This window comes from Caballeronia sp. LjRoot34, from assembly GCF_964253815.1.
Taxonomy (GTDB): domain Bacteria; phylum Pseudomonadota; class Gammaproteobacteria; order Burkholderiales; family Burkholderiaceae; genus Caballeronia.
On sequence record NZ_CAXUSB020000001.1, the window covers coordinates 297,236 to 318,041 of the forward strand.

Here is a 20,806-nt window from a genome sequence, read left to right on the forward strand (position 1 = left end):
AATGATAGGTGGTTCGGGCATGATCCAGGCTCGAACCACGTTCTACGGGTGATCAGTAACGTATTCCCTTGTTCATAATTTCCGCCACTAATTTAGTTATCTCGATAATTCCCGCAAAAACTCCATAAATCTTTTACAATTAATATGCGGCAATAAGACGCATCGAATAAACACAAAATATTTTTCGAAAAAATTGGATTAAGTGGACCCTTGAAGTCGCGCTACCCTTCTCCCCGAGGCTGATTAAAAGTCTAACGTAATATCTCAAAAACGTTGAAATCGGGCAAGGTATGAAACAAAAATCCGGGTCGGGGTTTTGCAAGCGATTAGCAATTTTCCCTGCTCTTCTTCTGTCGGGCTGTGGTCAGATGGATCTTCTCGATCCTAAAGGCAGCATCGGACTGGCTGAGAAGAATCTTATTCTTACGTCTACGTACGCCATGCTGATCGTGGTGGTGCCGGTGATCTTCCTGACGCTGCTGTTTGCGTGGAAGTATCGGCAATCAAATACATCGGCCGAGTATTTGCCGAAATGGGCTCACTCTACCAAGATTGAAGTGGTGATCTGGCTCGTCCCGAGTCTGATCATTTTGTATCTGGGTATTTTGACGTACAAGAGCACACACGCGCTCGATCCTTATCAGCCAATCGTGTCAGAGGTCCAGCCAATTAATGTCGAAGTTGTTGCGCTCGACTGGAAATGGTTATTCATTTATCCGGATCTGGGTATTGCATCGGTTAACAGAATCGAGTTTCCGGTCGGTACGCCGGTGAACTTCAAGATTACGTCGGATTCGTTGATGAACTCGTTTTTCATTCCGCAATTGGGCGGCCAGATTTATGCAATGGCGGGCATGCAGACCAAACTGCATTTAATCGCGGACGAAGCGGGCGATTATGCGGGCATCTCTGCGAATTTCAGTGGTCAAGGCTTCTCGGACATGAAATTCCGGGCCGTGGCAACTACGCCAGAGGAGTTTGCGGCCTGGGTCTCGAAGGTGAAGTCATCGCCGAGTCAGCTCGACGGCGTGAACTATGCAGCCGTTGCCTTGCCGACCGAAAAGCATCCGGTCCAGTACTTCTCCAAGGTCGACGCAAATCTGTTTCAGAGCATCGTCGCGAAATATAACAACGGGCATGCTCGCAACATACCCGACCCGATCTGCCGCACGAAGGGGTAAGCCATGTTTGGAAATCTGTTGGGAAAATTAACGCTAGCGGACATACCGTTCGATCAGCCGATCATCATGGGCGCGGCAGCGTTCATGGCGCTCATTGTGCTGACCGTGGTGGTCGGGCTGACGTGGTTCAAAAAGTGGGGCTATCTGTGGAGTGAATGGCTGACGTCGGTTGATCACAAGAAGATTGGCGTGATGTATATCGTGGTGGCGGTATTAATGCTGCTGCGCGGTTTTGTCGATGCGCTCATGATGCGCACGCAACTCGCGCTCGCGTCTAATGGGCCGGGATTCTTGCCGCCCGAGCATTACAACCAGATCTTCACGGCGCACGGCGTCATCATGATTTTCTTCATGGCCATGGCGTTCATGATCGGCCTGATGAACATTGTCGTGCCGCTGCAAATTGGCGCACGCGATGTCGCGTTCCCGTTCATCAACTCGCTTAGTTTCTGGATGACCGCGCTTGCCGCCATCCTGATCAATATCTCGCTGGTGATCGGGGACTTCGCGCAAACCGGCTGGCTCGCTTATCCGCCATTGTCGGAGCTGCAATTCAGTCCTGGGGTGGGTGTCGACTACTACTTATGGAGTTTGCAGATATCCGGCATAGGGACTTTGCTCACCGGCGTCAACTTCTTCGTGACCATCATCAAGATGCGTGCGCCGGGCATGACGCTCATGAAGATGCCGGTGTTCACCTGGACGTCGTTGTGCTCGAACGTGCTGATTCTCGCCACGTTCCCGATCCTGACCGCAACGCTCGCGTTGCTGGCGCTTGACCGTTACCTCGGCATGCATTTCTTCACGAACGAAGCCGGCGGCAACGCCATGCTGTATTTGAACCTGATATGGGCGTGGGGACATCCGGAGGTGTACATCCTGGTGCTGCCGGCGTTCGGCATCTACTCGGAAGTCGTGGCTACGTTCGCGAAAAAGCCGTTGTTCGGCTACAAGACCATGGTCTACGCCACGTGCTCGATCATGGTGTTGTCGCTGCTCGTCTGGCTGCACCACTTCTTCACCATGGGTTCCGGCGCGAACGTGAATGCGTTTTTCGGGATCATGACCATGATCATTGCCATTCCGACCGGCGTGAAAATCTTCAACTGGCTGTTCACCATCTATAAGGGCCGGCTGGAATTGTCATCGCCCGTGCTGTGGACGCTCGGCTTCATGATCACGTTCACCGTTGGCGGAATGACGGGCGTGCTGCTGGCCGTGCCGGGCGCTGACTTTGTGCTGCATAACAGCCTGTTCCTGATTGCTCACTTCCATAACGCGATTATCGGCGGCGTGGTGTTCGGGTATCTTGCCGGCTTTACGTACTGGTTCCCGAAGGCGTTCGGTTTCAAGCTGAACGAAACGCTCGGCAAGTGCGCGTTCTGGTGCTGGTTCGTCGGCTTCTGGACCGCGTTCATGCCGCTGTACGTGCTCGGTTTCATGGGCGCGACGCGCCGCATGAACCACTACGACACGCCAGGCTGGCAGCCGTACATGATCGTTGCGTTGATTGGTGCGTTGATCATCCTCGTGGGCGTGGTGTTCCAGATCGCTCAGGTTGTCGTCAGCGTCGTGAAGCGGAACTCGCCCGCGTACAAAGACGTCACCGGCGACCCATGGAACGGCCGCACGCTCGAATGGGCGACCAGTTCGCCGCCGCCCGTCTATAACTTCGCGGTCGTGCCGGTGGTCCATGAACTCGACGCGTTCGCACACATGAAGGAACGCGGCCGCACACGCCACGCTGTTGAGGATTATCGCGACATCCACATGCCGCGCAACACGAGCGCGGGTCTGTTTGTTGGCTTGTTTAGCCTGGCTGTGGGTTTTGCGATGGTCTGGCACATCTGGTGGCTCGCAACTGCGGGGCTTCTGGGCGTGATCGTCACGCTGATCCTTCGTAGCTATGACAACGACATCGACTACACCATTTCGGCTGAAACCATCGCCGGCATGGACGGCACGCCGACGCTGACACCAGCGCGGACGCTGGACCTGCAGGAGGCACTGTAATGCTGCAAAAAACCATCCCACTCGATTTGCCCGGATCGCACGATGACCACGGCGCGTCGAATACCGTGCTGGGGTTCTGGGTGTACCTGATGACCGACTGCATTATTTTTGCGTCGTTATTCGCAGTGTTCGCTGTCTTGGGTCATCAGTTCGCCGACGGGCCGTCCGGCAAGGACGTGTTCGAGCTTCCCGGCGTCATGCTGGAAACCGCCATCCTGTTGCTGAGCAGTATCACGTTCGGCTTTGGCATGCTGGCCGCTCACAAGGGCAAGTCGACCGCGCTGCTGGCGTGGCTCGGCGTGACGTTCGTGCTGGGCGTTGTGTTTATCTGCATGGAAATCCACGAGTTCGGCTTGCTGATCTCGCAGGGTTACGGACCTGATCGCAGTGCGTTTTTGTCGGCGTTCTTCACGCTGGTCGCGACGCACGGCTTGCACGTAACGGTCGGCCTGATCTGGATGGCGGTCCTTGCGGTGCAGGTAATCGGCAACAAGAAAGTTACCCAGCGCGATCTGACGCGCCTCACGTGTCTCAGCCTTTTCTGGCACTTTCTGGACATCGTGTGGATTTGCGTCTTTACCTTTGTTTATCTGACGAGCGTCGTATAAATGGCAAACGCACATTCAATCGATACCGGCGCGGGCCACGGCAGCGTGCGCTCGTATGTCATTGGCTTCGTCCTGTCGGTCGTGCTGACGGCCGCGGCTTTTGGACTGGTCATGCAACAGGCGTTGGGGCCGACAGAATCGATCATCGCCATCGCGGTGCTCGCGTTCATTCAAATCCTCGTGCATCTGGTGTTTTTCCTGCATATGAACACGTCTTCATCGCAGCGATGGAATCTGCTCTCGCTCGGATTCGCCGTGCTGGTGGCGGTGATCCTGATCGGCGGGACGTTGTGGGTACTCCATAACGTCGGTGCGCACATGATGTCGCGCTAGAGGTTGTAGACGGTCTGCTGGCTGGACGCTGAGCGGCGCCATGGGGAAACCTCTGGCGCCGCTTTTTATTGGTAGGTGTCGGGCACGCCGTACACACGCAAATCGAGCAGACAAAGAAAAGCCCGCCGTCTTTCGACGGCGGGCTTTCAAGTCTTCTCCACGCAATGCTCATTCGCCCATTCACGCACCGCTAAAAAACTCAAGCGGCGAAACTCCTGCGCTAAACGGTCAAGCGTACTCGTGCAGCGCCGTGCGCATTTTCTTCATTGCGCTGGCTTCGATCTGGCGAATCCGTTCCGCCGATACCCCGAACTCGTCGGCGAGTTCATGCAGCGTCTTGCCGCCCGAGCCGTCGTCTTCCACTTCGAGCCAGCGCGCCTGAACGATCCGGCGGCTGCGTTCGTCGAGCGATTCGAGCGCGGTCGACAACCCCTCGCTTTGCAGCTTGTCGAACTGACGCGATGCAAGCACGTTGGTTGGCTCATTGTGCGAGTCGGCCAGATACGCGATAGGCGCATACGATTCTTCGCCGTCGTCGATCTGACCTTCCAGCGCAATGTCGCCGCCGGAAAGACGCGTTTCCATTTCCGAGACTTCTTCGCGCTTCACATTCAGCTCTTTCGCCAGGCTATCAACCTCGTCCGGCGTGAACGCGTTGTGCCCGGTCTTGTGGCTGCGAAGGTTGAAAAACAGCTTGCGCTGCGCCTTCGTGGTCGCCACTTTCACCGTGCGCCAGTTGCGCAGGATGTACTCGTGAATTTCAGCCTTGATCCAGTGCATGGCATACGACACCAGCCGCACGTTTTGTTGCGGATCGAAGCGCTTCACAGCCTTCATCAAACCGATATTGCCTTCCTGAATCAGGTCGGCGTGGGGAAGGCCGTATCCCAGGTAATTGCGGGCAATCGATACCACCAAGCGCAGATGCGACAGCACGAGCTGACGCGCCGCGTCCAGGTTGTCGTTGTCACGGAATTCGGTGGCGTACTGACGTTCTTCCGACGGCGTTAGCATCGGAATCCGGTTGACAGCCGAAATGTAGGCGTCGATGTTGCCGATCTGGCCGGTCAACATGGACGACTGCGCAAACGTCAGCGCACCTGCCGAAGCGGCCTTGGCCGGCGCCGAGTGTCCAGTATTCGGGAGGGTCATCGCATTGGTCACGCTTGTATGCTCCTTATCAACAAAAAACCCGATGAAAAACCGGGTCTAGCAGGATATTAGCACTCTGCTATTTCGAGTGCTAAGGATTAGAGGGGCCTTGTGTGTCCAAGTTCCCATACGCTATTAGAATCTCTGCTCCAATAGCCAATAAGTGCTTTCCCGCACTGTTGCACGCCGCGAAACGCTTTCGTTGTCAAACTTACCGAAAGAAATTTGCAAGATTTCGCATGATTTACCCGGCAATCGGGATTCGACGAAACTTAATTCCGTGTTTTCCTCATTCAGCAGAACTCTTCTGAGCACTTTTTTGAGACCGTCTCTAAAATGGCGACTTGCTGCGTTAGCGGCGAGCCTGTCTTATGAGAATCCAGCTCCGGAGTATTCATGCAGAAGAACAAAAGTGTCTGGCAAAAGCGCTCTTTCTACGGTGCCTTGTTCGGTGCGCTGGTCCTGGCTTCGGCCACGGCCCACGCCGATCAGTTCGGCTTGCAGATCGCCGGCGGGGTTGCCGACCACGATGTCCGGAAGGCGGATGTCGGCGGCGTCTGGGATCCCAACTGGACGTGGTGGCAAATCGGCGGTTTCCACTTCACCGTCGTGGGCGAAGCGCACGTGGCCTACTGGGACATTCGTGAAAGCCAGGCATCGCATCCGGGCATCTGGGAATTCGGTTTCACGCCGGTATTCCGGTTCATCAAGAGTTCGGGATGGATTCGGCCCTATGTTGAAGCTGGCGTAGGCGTACGCCTCTTGTCGCACGTTCGCGAAACCGAGACGCGGACCTTTTCCTCGTCCTTTCAGTTTGCCGACATGGTGGGCGTGGGCGCTCAATTTGGCGCACATCAGAACTATCAGGCAGGCTTGCGATTTCAGCATTTATCCAACGCCGGTTTCGAACACCCGAATCCTGGTATAAATTTCAGCGAGATATATTTGCAATACAACTTCTGACGAGGACCGCGTCCATCGGTTCCTCTAGCGCGAAAGGAATCGAAGATGCCGGCACAACCCATCGATACCCCCGTCGAGGCAATCCGTGAACTCGAGCGCGACCGTTTCCGTGCAATGGTCGACGGTGACGGCGAATTGCTGGACGCGCTGCTGGCGGAGAACGCCAGCTACGTGCACACCAATGGCAAGCGCGAGACGAAGCGTCAGTTTATCGACGCGATCACGGCGGGGCGCCGGCGCTATCGGCAGATCGAGATCCAGTCGCAGGACGTGATGCCGGGCGGCCGGGACACATGGATCGTGTTTGGGCGCGCGCTGCTCGAGATGGAGTCGAAGAACGGCGCCTTGTTGTTCCCGATCGCGTACACGGCCATCCACATTCAGGTCGATGGGCAATGGCAGTTGCTCGCGATGCAGGCGACACGCGCGGCGCTGGATTAGCACCGGTTCGACGCCGTTCGGTGGGGCGTCGCGGTTCGGCCGGCGGGGCGGCGCCTTGTGAGCGTCGGCCGTCATGTCGATACCGGTTGTCGTGTTTTATCGCCTGCTTCGCAAACTTCTGCTGCGCGGTGGCTGGGAAGCGGTACCCGGCCACATCATCGCGCGTCACTTCCTACTCACTACTCCTTGCTGTAAAAGCCGCGTTCCTTCACGCCGCTACCGCTTCGCTTTCCACTTCCTTGCGTCCGGCCCAGCGCGCGCGATTTACCGCGCTGACAATGGCGTTGGTGGCTGCCTGAACCGCGTTCGCATGCACCGCGACGCCAAATCGCATCGGTTGATCGCCGATTCGGCAACCGATGAACACCGCCGTCTCGCCCTTCGCCGTCGCGGCGGTTTCAAACGATGTCACCTCGATCGCGATACCCGCCACGCTGGCTACTGCCGCAGCGACGGCCTGCGCGTGCGCTTCGTCGGCAACCGCAGATACAGGCAGCTTCGCGTGGCGTCCATCGAAGTGCAGGGTCGAGGCATCTGCCCGCGACGCCGGCCCTTGTGCGTCGAAGTATTCGCGCTTGAACAACGCGCAAATGGCTTCGCCGGAGACTTCCGCGCCGGAGGCGTCGGCGACTTTCTGGACGGCGTGACTGAATTCGATCTGCACGCGGCGCGGCGGCGTGAAACCCAGCCCGCGTTCGAGCAAATACGTCGCGCCGCCTTTGCCCGACTGGCTGTTCACGCGGATCACGGCGTCGTAGCTGCGGCCGAGATCGGCTGGGTCGATGGGAAGATACGGCACGTCCCACACCGTGTCCGCTTCTCGCTGTGCAAAACCCTTGCGGATGGCATCCTGATGCGAGCCGGAAAAGGCCGTGAACACGAGATCGCCGGCATACGGATGACGCGGATGCACGGGAATCTGGTTGCAGCGCTCGACCACGCGGCGCACGCCGTCGATATTCGAAAAATCCAGACCCGGGTCGATACCCTGCGTGTACAAATTCATCGCAAGCGTGACGAGATCCACATTGCCCGTGCGCTCGCCGTTGCCAAAGAGGCAGCCTTCCACGCGGTCCGCACCGGCAAGGATCGCGAGTTCCGCGGCGGCGACTGCCGTGCCGCGATCGTTATGCGGATGCACGGAGAGCACGATACTGTCGCGGAAACTCATGTTGCGATCCATCCACTCGATCTGATCGGCGAACACGTTCGGCATGGCCGCTTCCACGGTGGCCGGCAAATTCACGATCATCTTGTGGTCGGGCGTGGGACGCCACATTTGCGCGACGGCGTCGCAGACTTCGCGGGAAAACGAAAGCTCGGTCATGCTGAACGTTTCCGGCGAATACTGATAGATCCAGTGTGTATCGGGGCGCGCGGCCGCGCACTCCTTGATCATGCGCGTGCCTTCCACGGCGAGCGCCTTGGTCTCTTCCTTGGACTGCGCGAAGACGATCTTGCGAAACGACGGCGCGATCGCGTTGTACAGGTGCACGATCACCCGGGGCGCGCCTTCCACTGCTTCAAAAGTCCGCTCGATCAGTTCGCGGCGCGACTGCACGAGCACTTCAATGGTGACATCGGCGGGAATGCGATTTTCGACGATCAGCTTGCGCACGAAGTCGAAATCCGTCTGCGATGCCGACGGAAAGCCCACTTCGATTTCCTTGAAACCTACCGCCACCAGCATCTCGAAGAATTCGAGCTTGGCGTCAATGCTCATCGGGTCGATCAGTGCCTGGTTGCCGTCACGCAGATCGGTGCTCATCCAAATGGGCGCGCGCTCGATCGTGCGGGTGGGCCATCGGCGGCCGTTGAGGTTGACCTGCGGAAAAGGACGATATTTCTCGGAAGGGTTGCGCATCATCATCGTGGGCCTCGGCTGAACGCGTTGTACGCGTGAAAGCGCAGTCGTTGCGAGGCGGATGCGTGGCCGGCGGCTTGCCGGCATCGTTCCGATGCGTGCTGGTCAGGTTCGCGATGTCCCATGGCGTGGGTGACGCCGGTGACGAACGTGAACGATGCAAAAGCAGCGTGCATGTGATCCTCGCGTTTTCGTGCCGTGGATGAACGGACGAAAGCAGACGACTACGGGTGGTGAAAAGGGAGCTACAAAAGGGGAACTACGAAACTGCGGGCGGGACCGCGCGAGGGACGCGCGGCGCCACGTTTAGCGACTTACGCTAGACGTAGCGATAGGGGCCGCGCTAGGCGACCCTGAGTAATTCGAAGGGAGGGGAATTGGGTAAAGCTCATTTCTTTACATTAGCGCACCGCGTGCGCCGTTGTCAACCGAAACGGTTCTCGACTGAAGAATGCCCTACCGCCTCACAATGTCCGCAATCAACTCCGCCTGACGCGCGAGCGCGGGCGGAATAGGGGCTTCACCGCGCAGCACGGTTTCGATCCAGCGGGCCGTGGTCGCCGCATCGAGAGCCTCGGGCAACGCCACCACGGGCGCGTCCGGCGAGGAGCGCTCCGCCGATATCAGCGTTTCTGTGTGCCCGTCGTGGAACCAGTCCACCTGCACTTGCCGGCGCGTGTCTGCTACCGCCTCGCCCTCTGTCCCGCGTGCGAGCAGGGCGCCGCCGGCGGCTGCATCGGGATGCTCGGTGAACAGTCCCGTCAGGCTCTCGCGATACTCCGGATGGGTGTAGTTCACCAGCCGCAAACCGGGCTGTGCGAACGGTTGCAGGATCTTGACCAGCGTATGGGTGGAATTTCTCACACCCATGATTCGCCGGATCGCAAGCAGGCGCGCGAGCTTGGGCGCGAGCGCGGCGATCGGCGCGAACGCCAGCCGGCGCGAGGCGAGGTTGTCCTCGATTTCATCGTGGGATGTGGATTCCGGAATGCCCAGCTCGGCGAAAATCGCCGCGCTCGTTACGCGGCCAGGGTCAGTTGTCACGCCATGTACGAGCACCGGCACGCCTTCCCGTGCGAGGAGTAACGCCAACAGCGGGGTCAGGTTCGGCTGCTTGCGCGCGCCGTTGTAGGTGGGGATGGAGACGGGGCGCGCGTGGTCGCGGCCGTTCTGGATATGCAACGGTTCGAACGAGCGATGCGCGGCCGCCAGCATCGCGGCGAGTTCTGCGGCCGTCTCGCCTTTCACCCGATACGCGAGCAACACGGCGCCGAGTTCGAGATCGGAGACGCGGTTATCGAGCATCGCTTCGTAGAGGGCGTACGTGTCCTCGCGGGTCAGCGCTCGCGCGCCGTTTGGCCCGCGGCCGATTTCCTTGATGAAACGGGCGCACGGGAAAGGGGCTTTGTCGGTCATTGATTGGTTAGAGCGGCCGGTTTGCGCAAGAGGTGTTCAATCGCATCGCCTTGTGCAGACTCGGCCGCTGCAATTATGGAAATGCAGGAATCACATTCAGTACCGCATTTGAGCCGGGCTTGCAAGTCGCGGGGCGGCTCGGCGGATGGTTTTCGGGGCGCTTGCCTGCTCATTTGTTCGAGGGTCGCGGGCTTGTGGGCTGATGGACTTAGGACCGCCCATGGGAATCGCAGACCGTGGGGCGTGCTCCTGTGTGCTTTGCCACGCGATGCCCTGGGGCGCATAGGCCGTTCAGCCGATTCGCGATGCGTAACGGCGCACGTTAAACTTGAGGTCCAGGTCGATGCTTCATCAAACAGGAGAAAACGCAATGAGTCACGTATTCGCTCCGGCACCCGCGGTCGCGGTGCCAGTTGTCGGTTCCAGCGACCAGTTTCCCGTTCGCCGGATTTATTGTGTCGGCCGGAACTACGAGGCGCACGCGCGCGAGATGGGCCACGACCCCGATCGTGAACCACCGTTTTTCTTCGCCAAGCCCGCCGACGCCGTGCTGTACGTCGCGCCCGGTGCAACCGGCGAATTCCCGTATCCGTCGCAGTCGAAGAACGTCCACTTCGAGATGGAACTCGTGGCGGCAATCGGCAAGCAAGGCAAAGACATTCCCGCCGGGAAGGCACTCGATTACGTCTACGGCTACGCGCTCGGTCTCGACATGACGCGTCGCGATCTGCAAGCCGAAGCGAAGAAGCTGGGCCGTCCGTGGGATACGGGGAAGGGCTTCGATCATTCGGCGCCGCTGGGTCCGATCCATCCAGTCGCGAAGGTCGGGCATCTGGAAAAAAGCGCGATCTGGCTCACCGTCAATGGCGAAGAGAAGCAGCGATCGGACATCTCGCAACTGATCTGGTCGGTCGGTGACACGATCGCGTATCTGTCGACGCTATTCGAATTGTTCCCCGGTGACCTGATTTTCACCGGCACGCCTGAAGGCGTCGGCGCCATTCAGAAGGGCGACCTGATGAAGGGCGGCGTCGAAGGACTCGGAGAGTTCTCCGTGCGCGTGGTCTGACTATAAAAACGGAGGGGACCATGAAGCTGTACAGCTATTTTCGTAGCTCGGCGGCGTATCGCGTGCGGATCGCGCTGAATCTCAAGGGGCTCGCCTATGAGTACGCGCCGATCCATCTTCTGCGCGACGGCGGGCAACAACTGAAGCTGGACTATCGCGAGCTGAATCCAGACGGCATCGTGCCGACGTTTATCGACGGTGACAACGTGCTCACGCAGTCACTTGCGATCATCGAATATCTGGAAGAGACGCATCCCGAGCCTACGGTATTGCCGGGTACGCCGCTGGATCGTGCGTTCATTCGTTCGGTCGCGCTTCAGATTGCGTGCGAAATCCATCCCATCGACAACCTGCGCGTGCTCAAGTATCTGAAGCACACGCTGAAGGTCGCCGATGAAGCGAAAGACGCGTGGTACCAGCATTGGCTCGAATCGGGTTTCGAGTCGCTTGAAAAGCGGCTCGCGAACGACTCGCGCGTGGGCAAGCTGTGTTTCGGCGATACCCCCACGCTCGCGGATCTGTGCCTCGTGCCGCAGGTGTACAACGCGCGGCGTTTTAATATCGATATGAGCCGTTATCCGACGATCGAACGTATCGCCGATCACGCTGCGCAAATCGATGCGTTCGCGCGTGCTGCGCCCGGACAGCAACCGGACGCCGAATGACGACTGCTGTTTTTTTATCCGGCGCCGGGCTTGGCGCAAGTCTGATTATCGCGATTGGTGCTCAAAACGCTTTTGTGTTGCGGCAAGGCTTGAAACGGCGGCACGTGGGCTGGGTCGTTTTTATCTGCGCGCTGATCGACGTATTGCTGATCGGGTTGGGTATCGGAGGGATGGGGGCGCTCATTGAGCGAGCGCCGGTGCTGCTTGGGGTGATTCGATGGGCGGGAGCGGTGTTCCTGTTTCTCTACGGTCTGCGGGCTTTTCACGCGGCGTGGAAGGGGCCGGGACATTTGCACGCGGAGAACGGCGAATCGCAGACGGCGTTAAAAGCGGTAACAACAGTGCTCGCTTTATCGCTGCTGAATCCGCACGTTTATCTCGATACCGTCGTGCTGCTCGGCGGCATTGGCGCCCGGTACGGCTGGCCGGGAAACGCGTGGTTTGCGGCAGGGGCAATGTGTTCGTCGATCATCTGGTTCACCGTGCTCGGGTTCGGTGCGCGCTTGCTCCAGCCTCTGTTCGAGAAAGATATCTCGTGGAGAGTGCTCGATGTGATCGTGGGGATTGTGATGTGGTGGATTGCCGGGGCGTTGATCGTGTCCCGGTAGCACGCGCGACCGCGGTCTGGCTGAACGCCAGGCCGCGGCGCCGGTTTAACTTCCGAGCAAAGCGTCCGCAAATTCGTCGGCGCTGAAGGGCTGCAAGTCCTCGACTTTCTCGCCCACGCCAATGAAGTACACCGGAATCGGCCGTTGCCGCGCGATTGCCGCGAGAATGCCGCCCTTCGCCGTGCCATCGAGTTTGGTCACGATCAAACCCGTCAAGCCCAGTGCATCGTCGAAAGACTTCACTTGGGCGAGCGCGTTCTGGCCCGTGTTTGCATCGATGACCAGCAACACCTCGTGTGGGGCATCGGGCTGTGCCTTGGCAATCACGCGCTTCACCTTGCGCAGTTCTTCCATCAGGTGGAGTTGCGTGGGCAGGCGGCCCGCCGTGTCGGCCATCATCACGTCGATCTTGCGGGCACGCGCGGCGCCGACCGCATCGAAGATCACAGCGGCCGCGTCCCCGCTCTCCTGCGATACCACCGTCACGTTGTTGCGTTCCCCCCAAACCGTGAGCTGTTCGCGCGCGGCAGCACGGAAGGTGTCGCCGGCGGCGAGCAGCACGGTCTGATCGAAGCGCTGCAAATGCTTGGCCAGCTTGCCAATGCTCGTGGTCTTGCCCGCGCCGTTCACGCCGGCGATCATCATCACGAGCGGTTGGGCGCGACCGAGCATCAAGGACTTCTCAAGCGGCCGCAGCAGGTCGGCGAGCAACGAGCGCAGCGCGGCCTTGACCTGCATCGAATCAGTGAGCCGTTCGCTGCGCACCTTTTCACGCAACGCTTCAAGCAGATATTCGGTGGCATCGACACCGGCATCTGACATCAGCAACGCCGTTTCGAGTTCCTCATACAAATCCTCATCAATCTTCGCGCCGATGAAAATCCCCGTCAGGCCCGAACTGGTCTTCGACAGGCCCGTTTTCAGGCGCGTGAGCCATGAACGCTTTGCGTTGGGTTCCGGCTCCGGCGGCGGCACGATCTCGACGGCTTCTGCCGGCGCCTTCCATTGCGATGCCGTGCGGCCTTGCCAGTACGGCTTGGCTTCTGGTGTGGCGGTTGCGGCAGGGCTTGGCGGTTGGGGCGTTGCGCTCGCAGGCGGGGTCTGCGGCAGCGGCGTCGCCGCACCGGGGGCTTCCGTCCGCGTCGGCTGGCCAACCGTGGCCGGTTGCGCTGGCGTAACCGGAGTCGTAGCGGTCGACACAGAAGACGCTGCCGTGCCTGCGGGCGCTCCGTTATCGATCGGAGACTCCGAGGCGTGAGGCGCGCTCTGAGCCGAATCCGCCGATGAAGCTGAAGCTGAACCCGATGCCGAACCCAATTCGCCCGGGGCAGCCGGACGCGCGGACCGGTCACGCGATTCCACAGACACGCCGAATGACCCGGTTTCAGCCGTGCCCTTCGTCCCGCTCGCAGGCGCATCCGGCGTCCCTGGCGCACCGGCACCCAATCCCGTTCCGCGTAGTTGCGTTTCCGAAGCCCGATCCGCTGCCGCAGCGCCTTCCCGTGCGATTTCCACCGGCTGCGCCGGCGTCACAGGCGTACTCGCGTGCCGGAGCCCTGCAGCGCCCTCGGAACGCGCCTCGGCAACGTCCTCGGCTTCGTTTTCCGCTGGCGTATCGGTATCGGCGTCGGTCGGTTTGCCTATTAATCGTTTGAAAAAGCTGAACATGGTCTGCAGTGGTGGGGTGGCGCGTTTTATCGATGCCGTCGCAACCGCGTTCCTGCGTCGAACGAGCGCAAAAACGCAAACAACGCACAAACGCAAAGGTGACGATGGCTGCCGTGCCGCGAAAGACCGCCGAAAACAGCGGGAAGAGCCGGGCGTGTGCGCAAAAAGGGCGAAAGACGCGTATTTTATCAGCCGGCACCGATGTAGTGTCCGGCCCGACGGCGAACCCCTGCATCGGGAGCGGCGGGGCTGTGGTAACGTGCCCGCATCGGCGACAAGCGAATTGTTGCAATCCGATCACGTTCTCACCCAAGCCGCGCGGATCATCCCGCCGCCTCTATCACGCCCCACGCACGTCCATGTCCCGTTCATCGATCACCCGCGCATTAGAGCGAAATCCCGAGCGAAATCGCGAACGCAACGCCGAACGCGCTCCGAAAGTCCGCGAAGCGGCGCCATCGCGCGGCGGCAAGGCAAATTCAATCCGAATCATTGGTGGCGAATGGAAGCGCACGCCGCTACCCGTTCTGAGTCTGGACGGCCTGCGTCCGACGCCCGACCGGGTCCGCGAGACGCTGTTCAACTGGCTGGGCCAGTCGCTCGACGGCAAACGTTGCCTCGATCTCTTTGCCGGTAGCGGCGCATTGGGCTTCGAAGCGGCGTCGCGCGGCGCGCTACGCGTGCTCATGGTGGAGCGCAGCGGCCGCGCAGTGGTGCAACTGAAGGCGAACCAGACGCGCCTGGCCGCGAAAAACATCGAAATCGTGGAAGCGGATGCGCTGCGTCTTGCCGGGGGCCTCGCGGCGAATTCCTTCGATGTCGTGTTCCTCGATCCCCCTTTCGGCGATACCGCCATGCTCCAGCGCGCCATTGAACTGGCTGTGCCGCTGGTGTCGCCGGGCGGCGCGCTGTACATCGAATCGGGCGAACCGGTCGATCCTGCGCAAACGCCGGCGTTGTCCGGATGGGCGATTACCCGCGAAGGCAAGGCTGGTGCGGTCCGCTATCATTTGCTGCGGCGCGAAAATGAGGAATAATGCGCGTTCCCAAATGCTGGCCAGGCGAGGCCCGGCCGACTGCGGACGGGGCGCGATGCACGTAGCGGGCTTGGTGGGCGACGGGGTATCGGAGAAATCTTCTGGTCTTGTCGATACCAGCGGCGGCCCAATCTGTACTGTAGCGAAAGACATACCAGAAGAAGTATCAGAAGAGGAGATGCCCCATGGTTGTAGCCGTTTATCCCGGAACGTTCGACCCGCTCACGCGCGGTCACGAAGACCTCGTGCGACGTGCATCGAGTATTTTCGATACGCTGGTGGTCGGAGTCGCAGATAGCCGGAACAAGAAGCCGTTTTTCAGTTTGGCGGAACGGCTGGATATTGCACATGATGTGCTGGGCCATTATCCGAACGTGCAGGTAATGAGCTTCAAGGGGCTACTGAAGGATTTTGTGCGCAAGAACAACGCGCGTGTGATCGTGCGGGGCCTGCGTGCCGTCTCCGACTTCGAATACGAATTCCAGATGGCGGGCATGAACCGTTATCTGCTGCCCGACGTCGAGACGATGTTCATGACGCCATCGGATCAATATCAATTCATCTCGGGCACGATCGTGCGCGAGATCGCGCAACTCGGCGGCGACGTCAGCAAGTTCGTTTTTCCCTCGGTGGAAAAGCGCTTGCAGGACAAGGTTGGTCCGATTGCGCCGGACCCGTCATCGGCGCCGTGAGCGTTTCAGGCGTTCACTAACGCGCGCCCTCATCAGGTCGCGCGGGCGCTGCAAAAGCCGGCTGAAATGCCGGGCGAAGAGAGTAAAGCATGGCCCTGTTCATTACCGACGAGTGCATCAACTGCGACGTGTGCGAGCCCGAGTGCCCGAACGACGCCATCTCGATGGGTATCGATATCTACGTGATCGACCCGAACAAGTGCACCGAATGCGTCGGCCACTACGACGAACCGCAATGCCAGCAAGTGTGCCCGGTCGATTGCATTCCACGCGATCCGGCACATGAGGAAAACGCCATCCAGTTGATGACGAAATATCACGGGTTGATGAAAGCGAAGGGCGCTTGATTTAACGTCAAGCATCAAGCACCCTGGTCTCAGAGCAACGCGCGCAGTGCTGCCAGCAATGCGTCGCAGTCGGCATCGGTGCCGATCGTGATGCGCAGATGCTGATCGATTCGCGGCAGCTTGAAATGCCGCACGAAAATCTCCTTCTCTTTCAAGCGTGGGGCCAGCGTGGCGGCATCGTGTTCCGGATGGCGCGCGAATACGAAGTTCGCGGCCGACGGCACCACATCGAAGCCCAACGCCTGCAAGTCCGCCGTCAGCCGTTCGCGGCTGGCGATTACCTTCGTACAGGTTTCGCGAAACCAGTCGTCGTCTTCAACCGCCGCAATTGCCGCGGCTTGCGCCAGCCGATCGAGCGGATAGGAATTGAAGCTGTCCTTCACGCGTGTCAGCGCCTCGATCAACGCTTCGTGTCCGAGCGCAAATCCCACCCGCATGCCCGCCAGTGAACGCGCCTTCGACAACGTCTGCACGACCAGCAAATTCGGATTTTCATCGATAAGCGCCACTGCCGACTCCGCGCCGAAATCCACATACGCCTCATCGATTACCACAACCGAATCCGGATTCGCCGCGAGCAGCACCTTGATCTCGGCGAGCGGCAACGCGCGGCCCGTCGGTGCGTTCGGATTAGGCAGCAGCACGCCGCCGTTGGGCGCACGATAGTCGTCCACATCGATACTAAAATCCGCGTTGAGCGGCACAACGTCTACCGCTACGCCATATAACTGCGCATACACGGGATAAAAGCTGTACGTGATATCGGGAAAACGGATCGGCTTGTCATGCTTGAGCAGCGCCTGGAACGTGTGCGCAAGAACTTCGTCCGAGCCATTGCCGACAAATACCTGGCTCTCGCGCAAGCCGTGATGCTGCGCGATAGCCGCGCGCAACGCATGCGCTGTCGGATCGGGATATTTGCGGAGCGAGTCGCCGTCCTCGCCGAGTTCGCGACGGATTGCATCGACGACGCGCGGTGAGGGCGGATAGGGATTCTCGTTCGTGTTGAGCTTCACGGGACGCGCCAGCGCGGGTTGTTCGCCCGGCACATACGGCGTCAGCTTATTGACGATATCGCTCCAGAAACGGCTCAAGATTCGCTCCTTAATTGTCCCTGATGTCCGCACGGGACGGGATGCTGCGGGTTTACGGCTGCGCGTTGCGATGCAGATTCATCATCGCGCGCTCCATCTCGCCATTGATTGCGAACGGCATGACGGCGAGGGCGCGTTCTATCGATGCATCGATCACGTCCTGTTCTTCACGACGCGGCGGTTTCAGCACAAAATTCGCCACATCCGGTTTCGCGCCGGCACGCGAGGCTTCGGGAATAAGATCACGCGGATGCCCGATGCCGATCCTCAACCGCCAATAGTGTTGCACCGACAAATGCGCGGAAATGTCCTTCAGGCCATTGTGCCCTCCGCTGCCGCCGCCAAGCTTCAGCTTCACCGTACCGGGCGGCAGATCGAGTTCATCGTGCGCGACCAGGATCTCGTCCGGCAATATCTTGAAGAACTGCGCCACGGCCACGACCGATTGCCCCGACCGGTTCATGAAGGTCTGCGGCTCGAGCAGATGAATCTCCTGGCCATTGAGTCGGCCACGGCCATAGTGACCGTGAAACCGGCGCTCGTCACGTAGCGATGCACCGGCGTCGCGCGCCAGTTGATCGACGAACCAGAAGCCTGCGTTGTGACGGGTCGCGGTGTATTCGGCGCCCGGATTGCCGAGCCCGACGATCAGTTTGATCATGTTCAATCTTGGCGGCGTAGCAACGTCAGCCGCACCAGAAAAAGGCCAAAAAAAACCCGCCGGAGCAGAGCAACGGCGGGTCACTTCGTCCGCTCTTTTGGGCGGACCCAGAGCGGACTCAAGCGGACAGGTTTTAGCCAGACTTATGCAGCCGGCTTGTCGCCTGCGCTCGGAGCAGCAGCGCCCGAAGCAGCTTCGTCGGACACGACGGCAGCCGGGATAGTCGCCGAAGCGATCACCGGGTTTTCTGCGTCGAGGTGAGCGACCAGCGCCACGCCCTTCGGCAAAACGATGTCCTTCACGTGCAGCGTGTGACCGGCTTCAATCTTCGCCAGATCGAGTTCGACGAATTCCGGCAGATCGGCCGGGAGACATTCGATTTCGATTTCATTCAGAACGTGCGAGATCACCGCGCCACCGATCTTCACAGCCGGATTCGTTTCTTGATTCAGGAAGTGCACCGGTACCTTGGTGTGCAGCTTCTTCGTTGAATCGACACGTTGGAAGTCAACGTGCAGAACCATTTGCTTGAACGGATGGTATTGCACGTCGCGCAGCAGAACCTGTTGCGACTTGCCAGCGATTTCCAGGTCGAGAATCGACGAATGGAACACTTCTTTCTTCAACGCGTGCCAAAGGGCGTTGTGATCGAGCTCAACAGCCTGAGCTTCAGCGTTCGCGCCATATACGATGCCCGGGGTCTTGCCCGAGTTACGCAGGCGGCGGCTCGCACCCGTACCTTGCAGATTGCGCTCAAAAGCGACTACTTTCATGATTCAACTCCGTAATCTGCCCGCGACCAGGCAGTGAAAACGGGGCTGTCCGCGTGTTCGCGTTCAGCCCCAGAGCAGCGATTCAGGCCTTCGTTCGCCTGAACCGATTACGCGGTTCAGCAGAGCTTTGACCCCCCGCTAAACCGCAAATACTTTTTAACCTTCCGCGAACAGCGACATCACCGAGTCGCCGCGACGGATACGCGAGAACGTCTCGGCCAGCAATCCCGCGCTCGACAGAATACGCACCTTGGTACAGGCACGTGCTTCTTCGGAGAGGGGGATGGTGTCGGTAACGACGAGTTCGTCGAGTTCCGACGCCGCGATCCGCTCGCCTGCGCCACCGGACAAAACGGGATGCGTGGCATACGCGAACACTTTCGTCGCGCCGCGTTCCTTCAAAACCTGTGCTGCCTTGCAGAGCGTGCCGGCGGTGTCGACCATGTCGTCCATGATCACGCACGTGCGGCCTTCCACTTCACCGATGATGTTCATCACTTCAGCGACGTTCGCCTTCGGGCGACGCTTGTCGATGATCGCGAGATCGGTGTTCAGTTGCTTCGCCAATGCCCGGGCGCGGATCACACCGCCCACATCCGGCGACACCACCAGCAGGTTCTCGTAGTTCTGCTTGCGCAGATCGCCGAGCAGCACGGGGGTGGCGTAAATGTTGTCGACCGGGATGTCGAAGAAACCTTGAATCTGGTCGGCGTGGAGGTCCATGGTGATGACACGATCCACGCCCGCGATTTCCAGCATGTTCGCCACGACTTTCGCCGAGATGGCGACACGAGCCGAACGTGGCCGGCGATCCTGACGGGCATAACCGAAGTACGGGATGGCTGCAGTGATCCGGCCAGCGGATGCGCGCTTGAGCGCATCGACCATGATCATGAGTTCCATGAGCGTGTCGTTGGTCGGTGCGCAGGTGGACTGCAGCACGAACACGTCTTTACCGCGCACGTTTTCCTGGATCTCGACCATGATCTCGCCGTCGGAAAAACGGCTAACCATTGCCTTGCCAAGCGGGATTCCAAGGATTTTGACGACTTCCTGTGCAAGCGCGGGATTCGCGTTGCCAGTGAATACCATCAGGCCGTCACTGCTCATCGTGCACCTGTTTCTTGGCTGGGGCGAGAGGAAAAACGCGAGAAATTATGGCAGGGGAAGAAGGATTCGAACCTTCGCATGCTGGAATCAAAATCCAGTGCCTTAACCAACTTGGCGACTCCCCTACACTAACTTTGAGTTTTGCCGGGTAGTGTAGGACAAACCCGTCAAAACGAAACTTTACGACGCGAAAGTGAAGAGAGGATGCGAATCCAGACTTTCGGTCACTTTGCTTTTCCAGCTTGCCGGGAGTTTGGCTTGCGCCACCTCAGCTTCGGCTTTGCTACGAAAAGCGGCAAACACGCTCGCTCCAGATCCGGTCATTCGCGCAGGTGAAAGATTCGAAAACCACTCAATCACCTTGGCTACTTCCGCGTACTTCTCAACCACAACTGCCTGCATATCATTTCGGCCGAAGCTGTCAGGCCAATCTGCGTCAGAACTATGTTGTGCAAGGAAGTCCGTAATTGTGAGGACTTTTGAGTCCCTCGTCAACCCTTTCTCTGAAAAAATCGCAGCGGTTGGAACATGCACAGCAGGAGTCACCACGAGGAAGAAACGCTTCGGTAGATCGACCACCTGCAGCGCTTCACCAACACCTTCCGCAAAAGCATTCCGTCCAAACACAAAAAACGGCACGTCAGCGCCCAGTTTCAGCGCCAGGTCCTGCAACGCTTCTCGCGATAAATCCAAGCCCCATAAACGATTCAGAGCCAGCAGCGTAGTCGCGGCGTCAGAACTTCCGCCGCCGAGACCGGCGCCCATGGGCAGTATTTTATCAATTTCTATGTCTACGCCAAGGGGGGTGCCTGTTGTCGACTGCAACAGATGCGCGGCACGTACAACAAGGTCATCCGCTTCCGGCACGCCAGGGACGTCAGTTTTTCGCGCGATCACGCCGTCGTCACGACGGGTGAAGTGTAGGCGGTCGCCCCAGTCGAGCAACTGGAACACCGTCTGCAACGCGTGATAACCATCCGGGCGGCGCCCGGTGATATGCAAAAACAGATTGAGCTTGGCCGGCGCGAGACAGTCGCGCAGGGATGCATCGGCCAGCGGACGCGCTGGGCCCCGCGACGAACTCGATAAAGATGACTGCATGTGATTGGAC

20 protein-coding genes, 1 tRNA gene and 1 pseudogene are annotated in these 20,806 nt (G+C 59.3%); 12 read left to right on the top strand and 10 right to left on the bottom strand.

Annotation, left to right across the window (positions count from 1 at the left end):
* The first annotated feature begins 290 nt into the window (after nucleotides 1-290).
* From cyoA to cyoD, 4 genes and pseudogenes are all read left to right on the top strand, one after another.
* Nucleotides 291-1,181 (top strand): ubiquinol oxidase subunit II, encoded by an 891-nt coding sequence (gene cyoA, locus ACSQ36_RS01370; protein ID WP_436180667.1) that lies wholly within the window; start codon nucleotides 291-293, stop codon nucleotides 1,179-1,181.
* Between the two features lie 15 nt (nucleotides 1,182-1,196).
* A pseudogene (cyoB, locus tag ACSQ36_RS01375) lies at nucleotides 1,197-3,075 on the top strand (cytochrome o ubiquinol oxidase subunit I); the annotation flags it as partial.
* Between the two features lie 118 nt (nucleotides 3,076-3,193).
* Entirely contained in the window at nucleotides 3,194-3,802 is a 609-nt protein-coding gene (gene cyoC, locus ACSQ36_RS01380; protein WP_213764767.1) for a cytochrome o ubiquinol oxidase subunit III, read from the top strand.
* On the top strand, nucleotides 3,803-4,135 hold the full coding sequence (gene cyoD / locus ACSQ36_RS01385; RefSeq protein WP_158937165.1) for a cytochrome o ubiquinol oxidase subunit IV: 333 nt from the start codon (nucleotides 3,803-3,805) through the stop codon (nucleotides 4,133-4,135). It begins immediately after the preceding gene.
* A gap of 228 nt (nucleotides 4,136-4,363) precedes the next feature.
* Here cyoD and rpoH read toward each other — a convergent pair whose 3' ends face one another.
* A complete protein-coding gene (gene rpoH, locus ACSQ36_RS01390; RefSeq protein WP_158937166.1) occupies nucleotides 4,364-5,299 on the bottom strand; it encodes an RNA polymerase sigma factor RpoH in 936 nt (311 codons plus the stop codon).
* Between the two features lie 384 nt (nucleotides 5,300-5,683).
* On the opposite strand from rpoH, the gene ACSQ36_RS01395 reads away from it, so the two are divergent.
* Entirely contained in the window at nucleotides 5,684-6,250 is a 567-nt protein-coding gene (locus ACSQ36_RS01395) for an acyloxyacyl hydrolase (RefSeq protein WP_213764769.1), read from the top strand.
* 45 nt (nucleotides 6,251-6,295) lie between these two features.
* A complete protein-coding gene (locus tag ACSQ36_RS01400) occupies nucleotides 6,296-6,691 on the top strand; it encodes a nuclear transport factor 2 family protein (protein WP_213764770.1) in 396 nt (131 codons plus the stop codon).
* A 208-nt stretch (nucleotides 6,692-6,899) separates the two neighbouring features.
* Here ACSQ36_RS01400 and leuA read toward each other — a convergent pair whose 3' ends face one another.
* On the bottom strand, nucleotides 6,900-8,558 hold the full coding sequence (gene leuA / locus ACSQ36_RS01405; RefSeq protein ID WP_436183061.1) for a 2-isopropylmalate synthase: 1,659 nt from the start codon (nucleotides 8,556-8,558) through the stop codon (nucleotides 6,900-6,902).
* Between the two features lie 453 nt (nucleotides 8,559-9,011).
* Nucleotides 9,012-9,971 carry a DNA-binding protein YbiB gene (ybiB, locus tag ACSQ36_RS01410; RefSeq protein ID WP_436180668.1) on the bottom strand — a complete coding sequence of 320 codons (960 nt, stop codon included), beginning with the start codon at nucleotides 9,969-9,971 and terminating at the stop codon, nucleotides 9,012-9,014.
* 370 nt (nucleotides 9,972-10,341) lie between these two features.
* Between ybiB and ACSQ36_RS01415 the strand changes: the two genes are divergently transcribed.
* From ACSQ36_RS01415 to ACSQ36_RS01425, 3 genes are read left to right on the top strand one after another with little or no spacing between them, the layout of a single operon-like run.
* Nucleotides 10,342-11,040 carry a fumarylacetoacetate hydrolase family protein gene (locus ACSQ36_RS01415; RefSeq protein ID WP_436180669.1) on the top strand — a complete coding sequence of 233 codons (699 nt, stop codon included), beginning with the start codon at nucleotides 10,342-10,344 and terminating at the stop codon, nucleotides 11,038-11,040.
* 20 nt (nucleotides 11,041-11,060) lie between these two features.
* Nucleotides 11,061-11,705 carry a maleylacetoacetate isomerase gene (gene maiA, locus ACSQ36_RS01420; protein ID WP_436180670.1) on the top strand — a complete coding sequence of 215 codons (645 nt, stop codon included), beginning with the start codon at nucleotides 11,061-11,063 and terminating at the stop codon, nucleotides 11,703-11,705.
* Complete coding sequence (locus ACSQ36_RS01425) at nucleotides 11,702-12,313, top strand: LysE/ArgO family amino acid transporter (protein WP_436180671.1); 612 nt, start codon at nucleotides 11,702-11,704, stop codon at nucleotides 12,311-12,313. The genes maiA and ACSQ36_RS01425 overlap by 4 nt, the downstream gene beginning before the upstream one ends.
* Before the next feature lie 45 nt (nucleotides 12,314-12,358).
* Here ACSQ36_RS01425 and ftsY read toward each other — a convergent pair whose 3' ends face one another.
* The gene (gene ftsY / locus ACSQ36_RS01430) at nucleotides 12,359-13,423 is read right to left on the bottom strand and encodes a signal recognition particle-docking protein FtsY (RefSeq protein ID WP_436183062.1); all 1,065 of its coding nucleotides are present in this window, start codon (nucleotides 13,421-13,423) and stop codon (nucleotides 12,359-12,361) included.
* A gap of 917 nt (nucleotides 13,424-14,340) precedes the next feature.
* On the opposite strand from ftsY, the gene rsmD reads away from it, so the two are divergent.
* The 3 genes from rsmD to ACSQ36_RS01445 all read left to right on the top strand — a co-directional run bounded on the left by rsmD (nucleotide 14,341) and on the right by ACSQ36_RS01445 (nucleotide 16,057).
* On the top strand, nucleotides 14,341-15,018 hold the full coding sequence (rsmD, locus tag ACSQ36_RS01435; RefSeq protein ID WP_436180672.1) for a 16S rRNA (guanine(966)-N(2))-methyltransferase RsmD: 678 nt from the start codon (nucleotides 14,341-14,343) through the stop codon (nucleotides 15,016-15,018).
* Between the two features lie 185 nt (nucleotides 15,019-15,203).
* A complete protein-coding gene (gene coaD, locus ACSQ36_RS01440; RefSeq protein WP_436180673.1) occupies nucleotides 15,204-15,710 on the top strand; it encodes a pantetheine-phosphate adenylyltransferase in 507 nt (168 codons plus the stop codon).
* Nucleotides 15,711-15,799: 89 nt separating this feature from the next.
* The gene (locus ACSQ36_RS01445) at nucleotides 15,800-16,057 is read left to right on the top strand and encodes a YfhL family 4Fe-4S dicluster ferredoxin (protein WP_213764777.1); all 258 of its coding nucleotides are present in this window, start codon (nucleotides 15,800-15,802) and stop codon (nucleotides 16,055-16,057) included.
* A gap of 29 nt (nucleotides 16,058-16,086) precedes the next feature.
* On the opposite strand, the gene hisC is transcribed toward ACSQ36_RS01445, so the two are convergent.
* The 6 genes from hisC to ispE form a co-directional block, all read right to left on the bottom strand.
* On the bottom strand, nucleotides 16,087-17,151 hold the full coding sequence (gene hisC, locus ACSQ36_RS01450; RefSeq protein ID WP_436180674.1) for a histidinol-phosphate transaminase: 1,065 nt from the start codon (nucleotides 17,149-17,151) through the stop codon (nucleotides 16,087-16,089).
* 52 nt (nucleotides 17,152-17,203) lie between these two features.
* Nucleotides 17,204-17,812, bottom strand: a complete 609-nt coding sequence (pth, locus tag ACSQ36_RS01455; RefSeq protein ID WP_213764779.1) for an aminoacyl-tRNA hydrolase — start codon at nucleotides 17,810-17,812, stop codon at nucleotides 17,204-17,206.
* A 143-nt stretch (nucleotides 17,813-17,955) separates the two neighbouring features.
* On the bottom strand, nucleotides 17,956-18,585 hold the full coding sequence (locus ACSQ36_RS01460) for a 50S ribosomal protein L25/general stress protein Ctc (protein WP_436180675.1): 630 nt from the start codon (nucleotides 18,583-18,585) through the stop codon (nucleotides 17,956-17,958).
* Nucleotides 18,586-18,741: 156 nt separating this feature from the next.
* On the bottom strand, nucleotides 18,742-19,695 hold the full coding sequence (locus tag ACSQ36_RS01465) for a ribose-phosphate pyrophosphokinase (RefSeq protein WP_213764781.1): 954 nt from the start codon (nucleotides 19,693-19,695) through the stop codon (nucleotides 18,742-18,744).
* A gap of 48 nt (nucleotides 19,696-19,743) precedes the next feature.
* Nucleotides 19,744-19,820: transfer RNA gene (locus ACSQ36_RS01470), tRNA-Gln, on the bottom strand.
* Nucleotides 19,821-19,875: 55 nt separating this feature from the next.
* Nucleotides 19,876-20,796, bottom strand: coding sequence for a 4-(cytidine 5'-diphospho)-2-C-methyl-D-erythritol kinase (gene ispE / locus ACSQ36_RS01475; protein WP_436180676.1), 921 nt, complete (start codon nucleotides 20,794-20,796; stop codon nucleotides 19,876-19,878).
* Nucleotides 20,797-20,806: the final 10 nt, after the last annotated feature.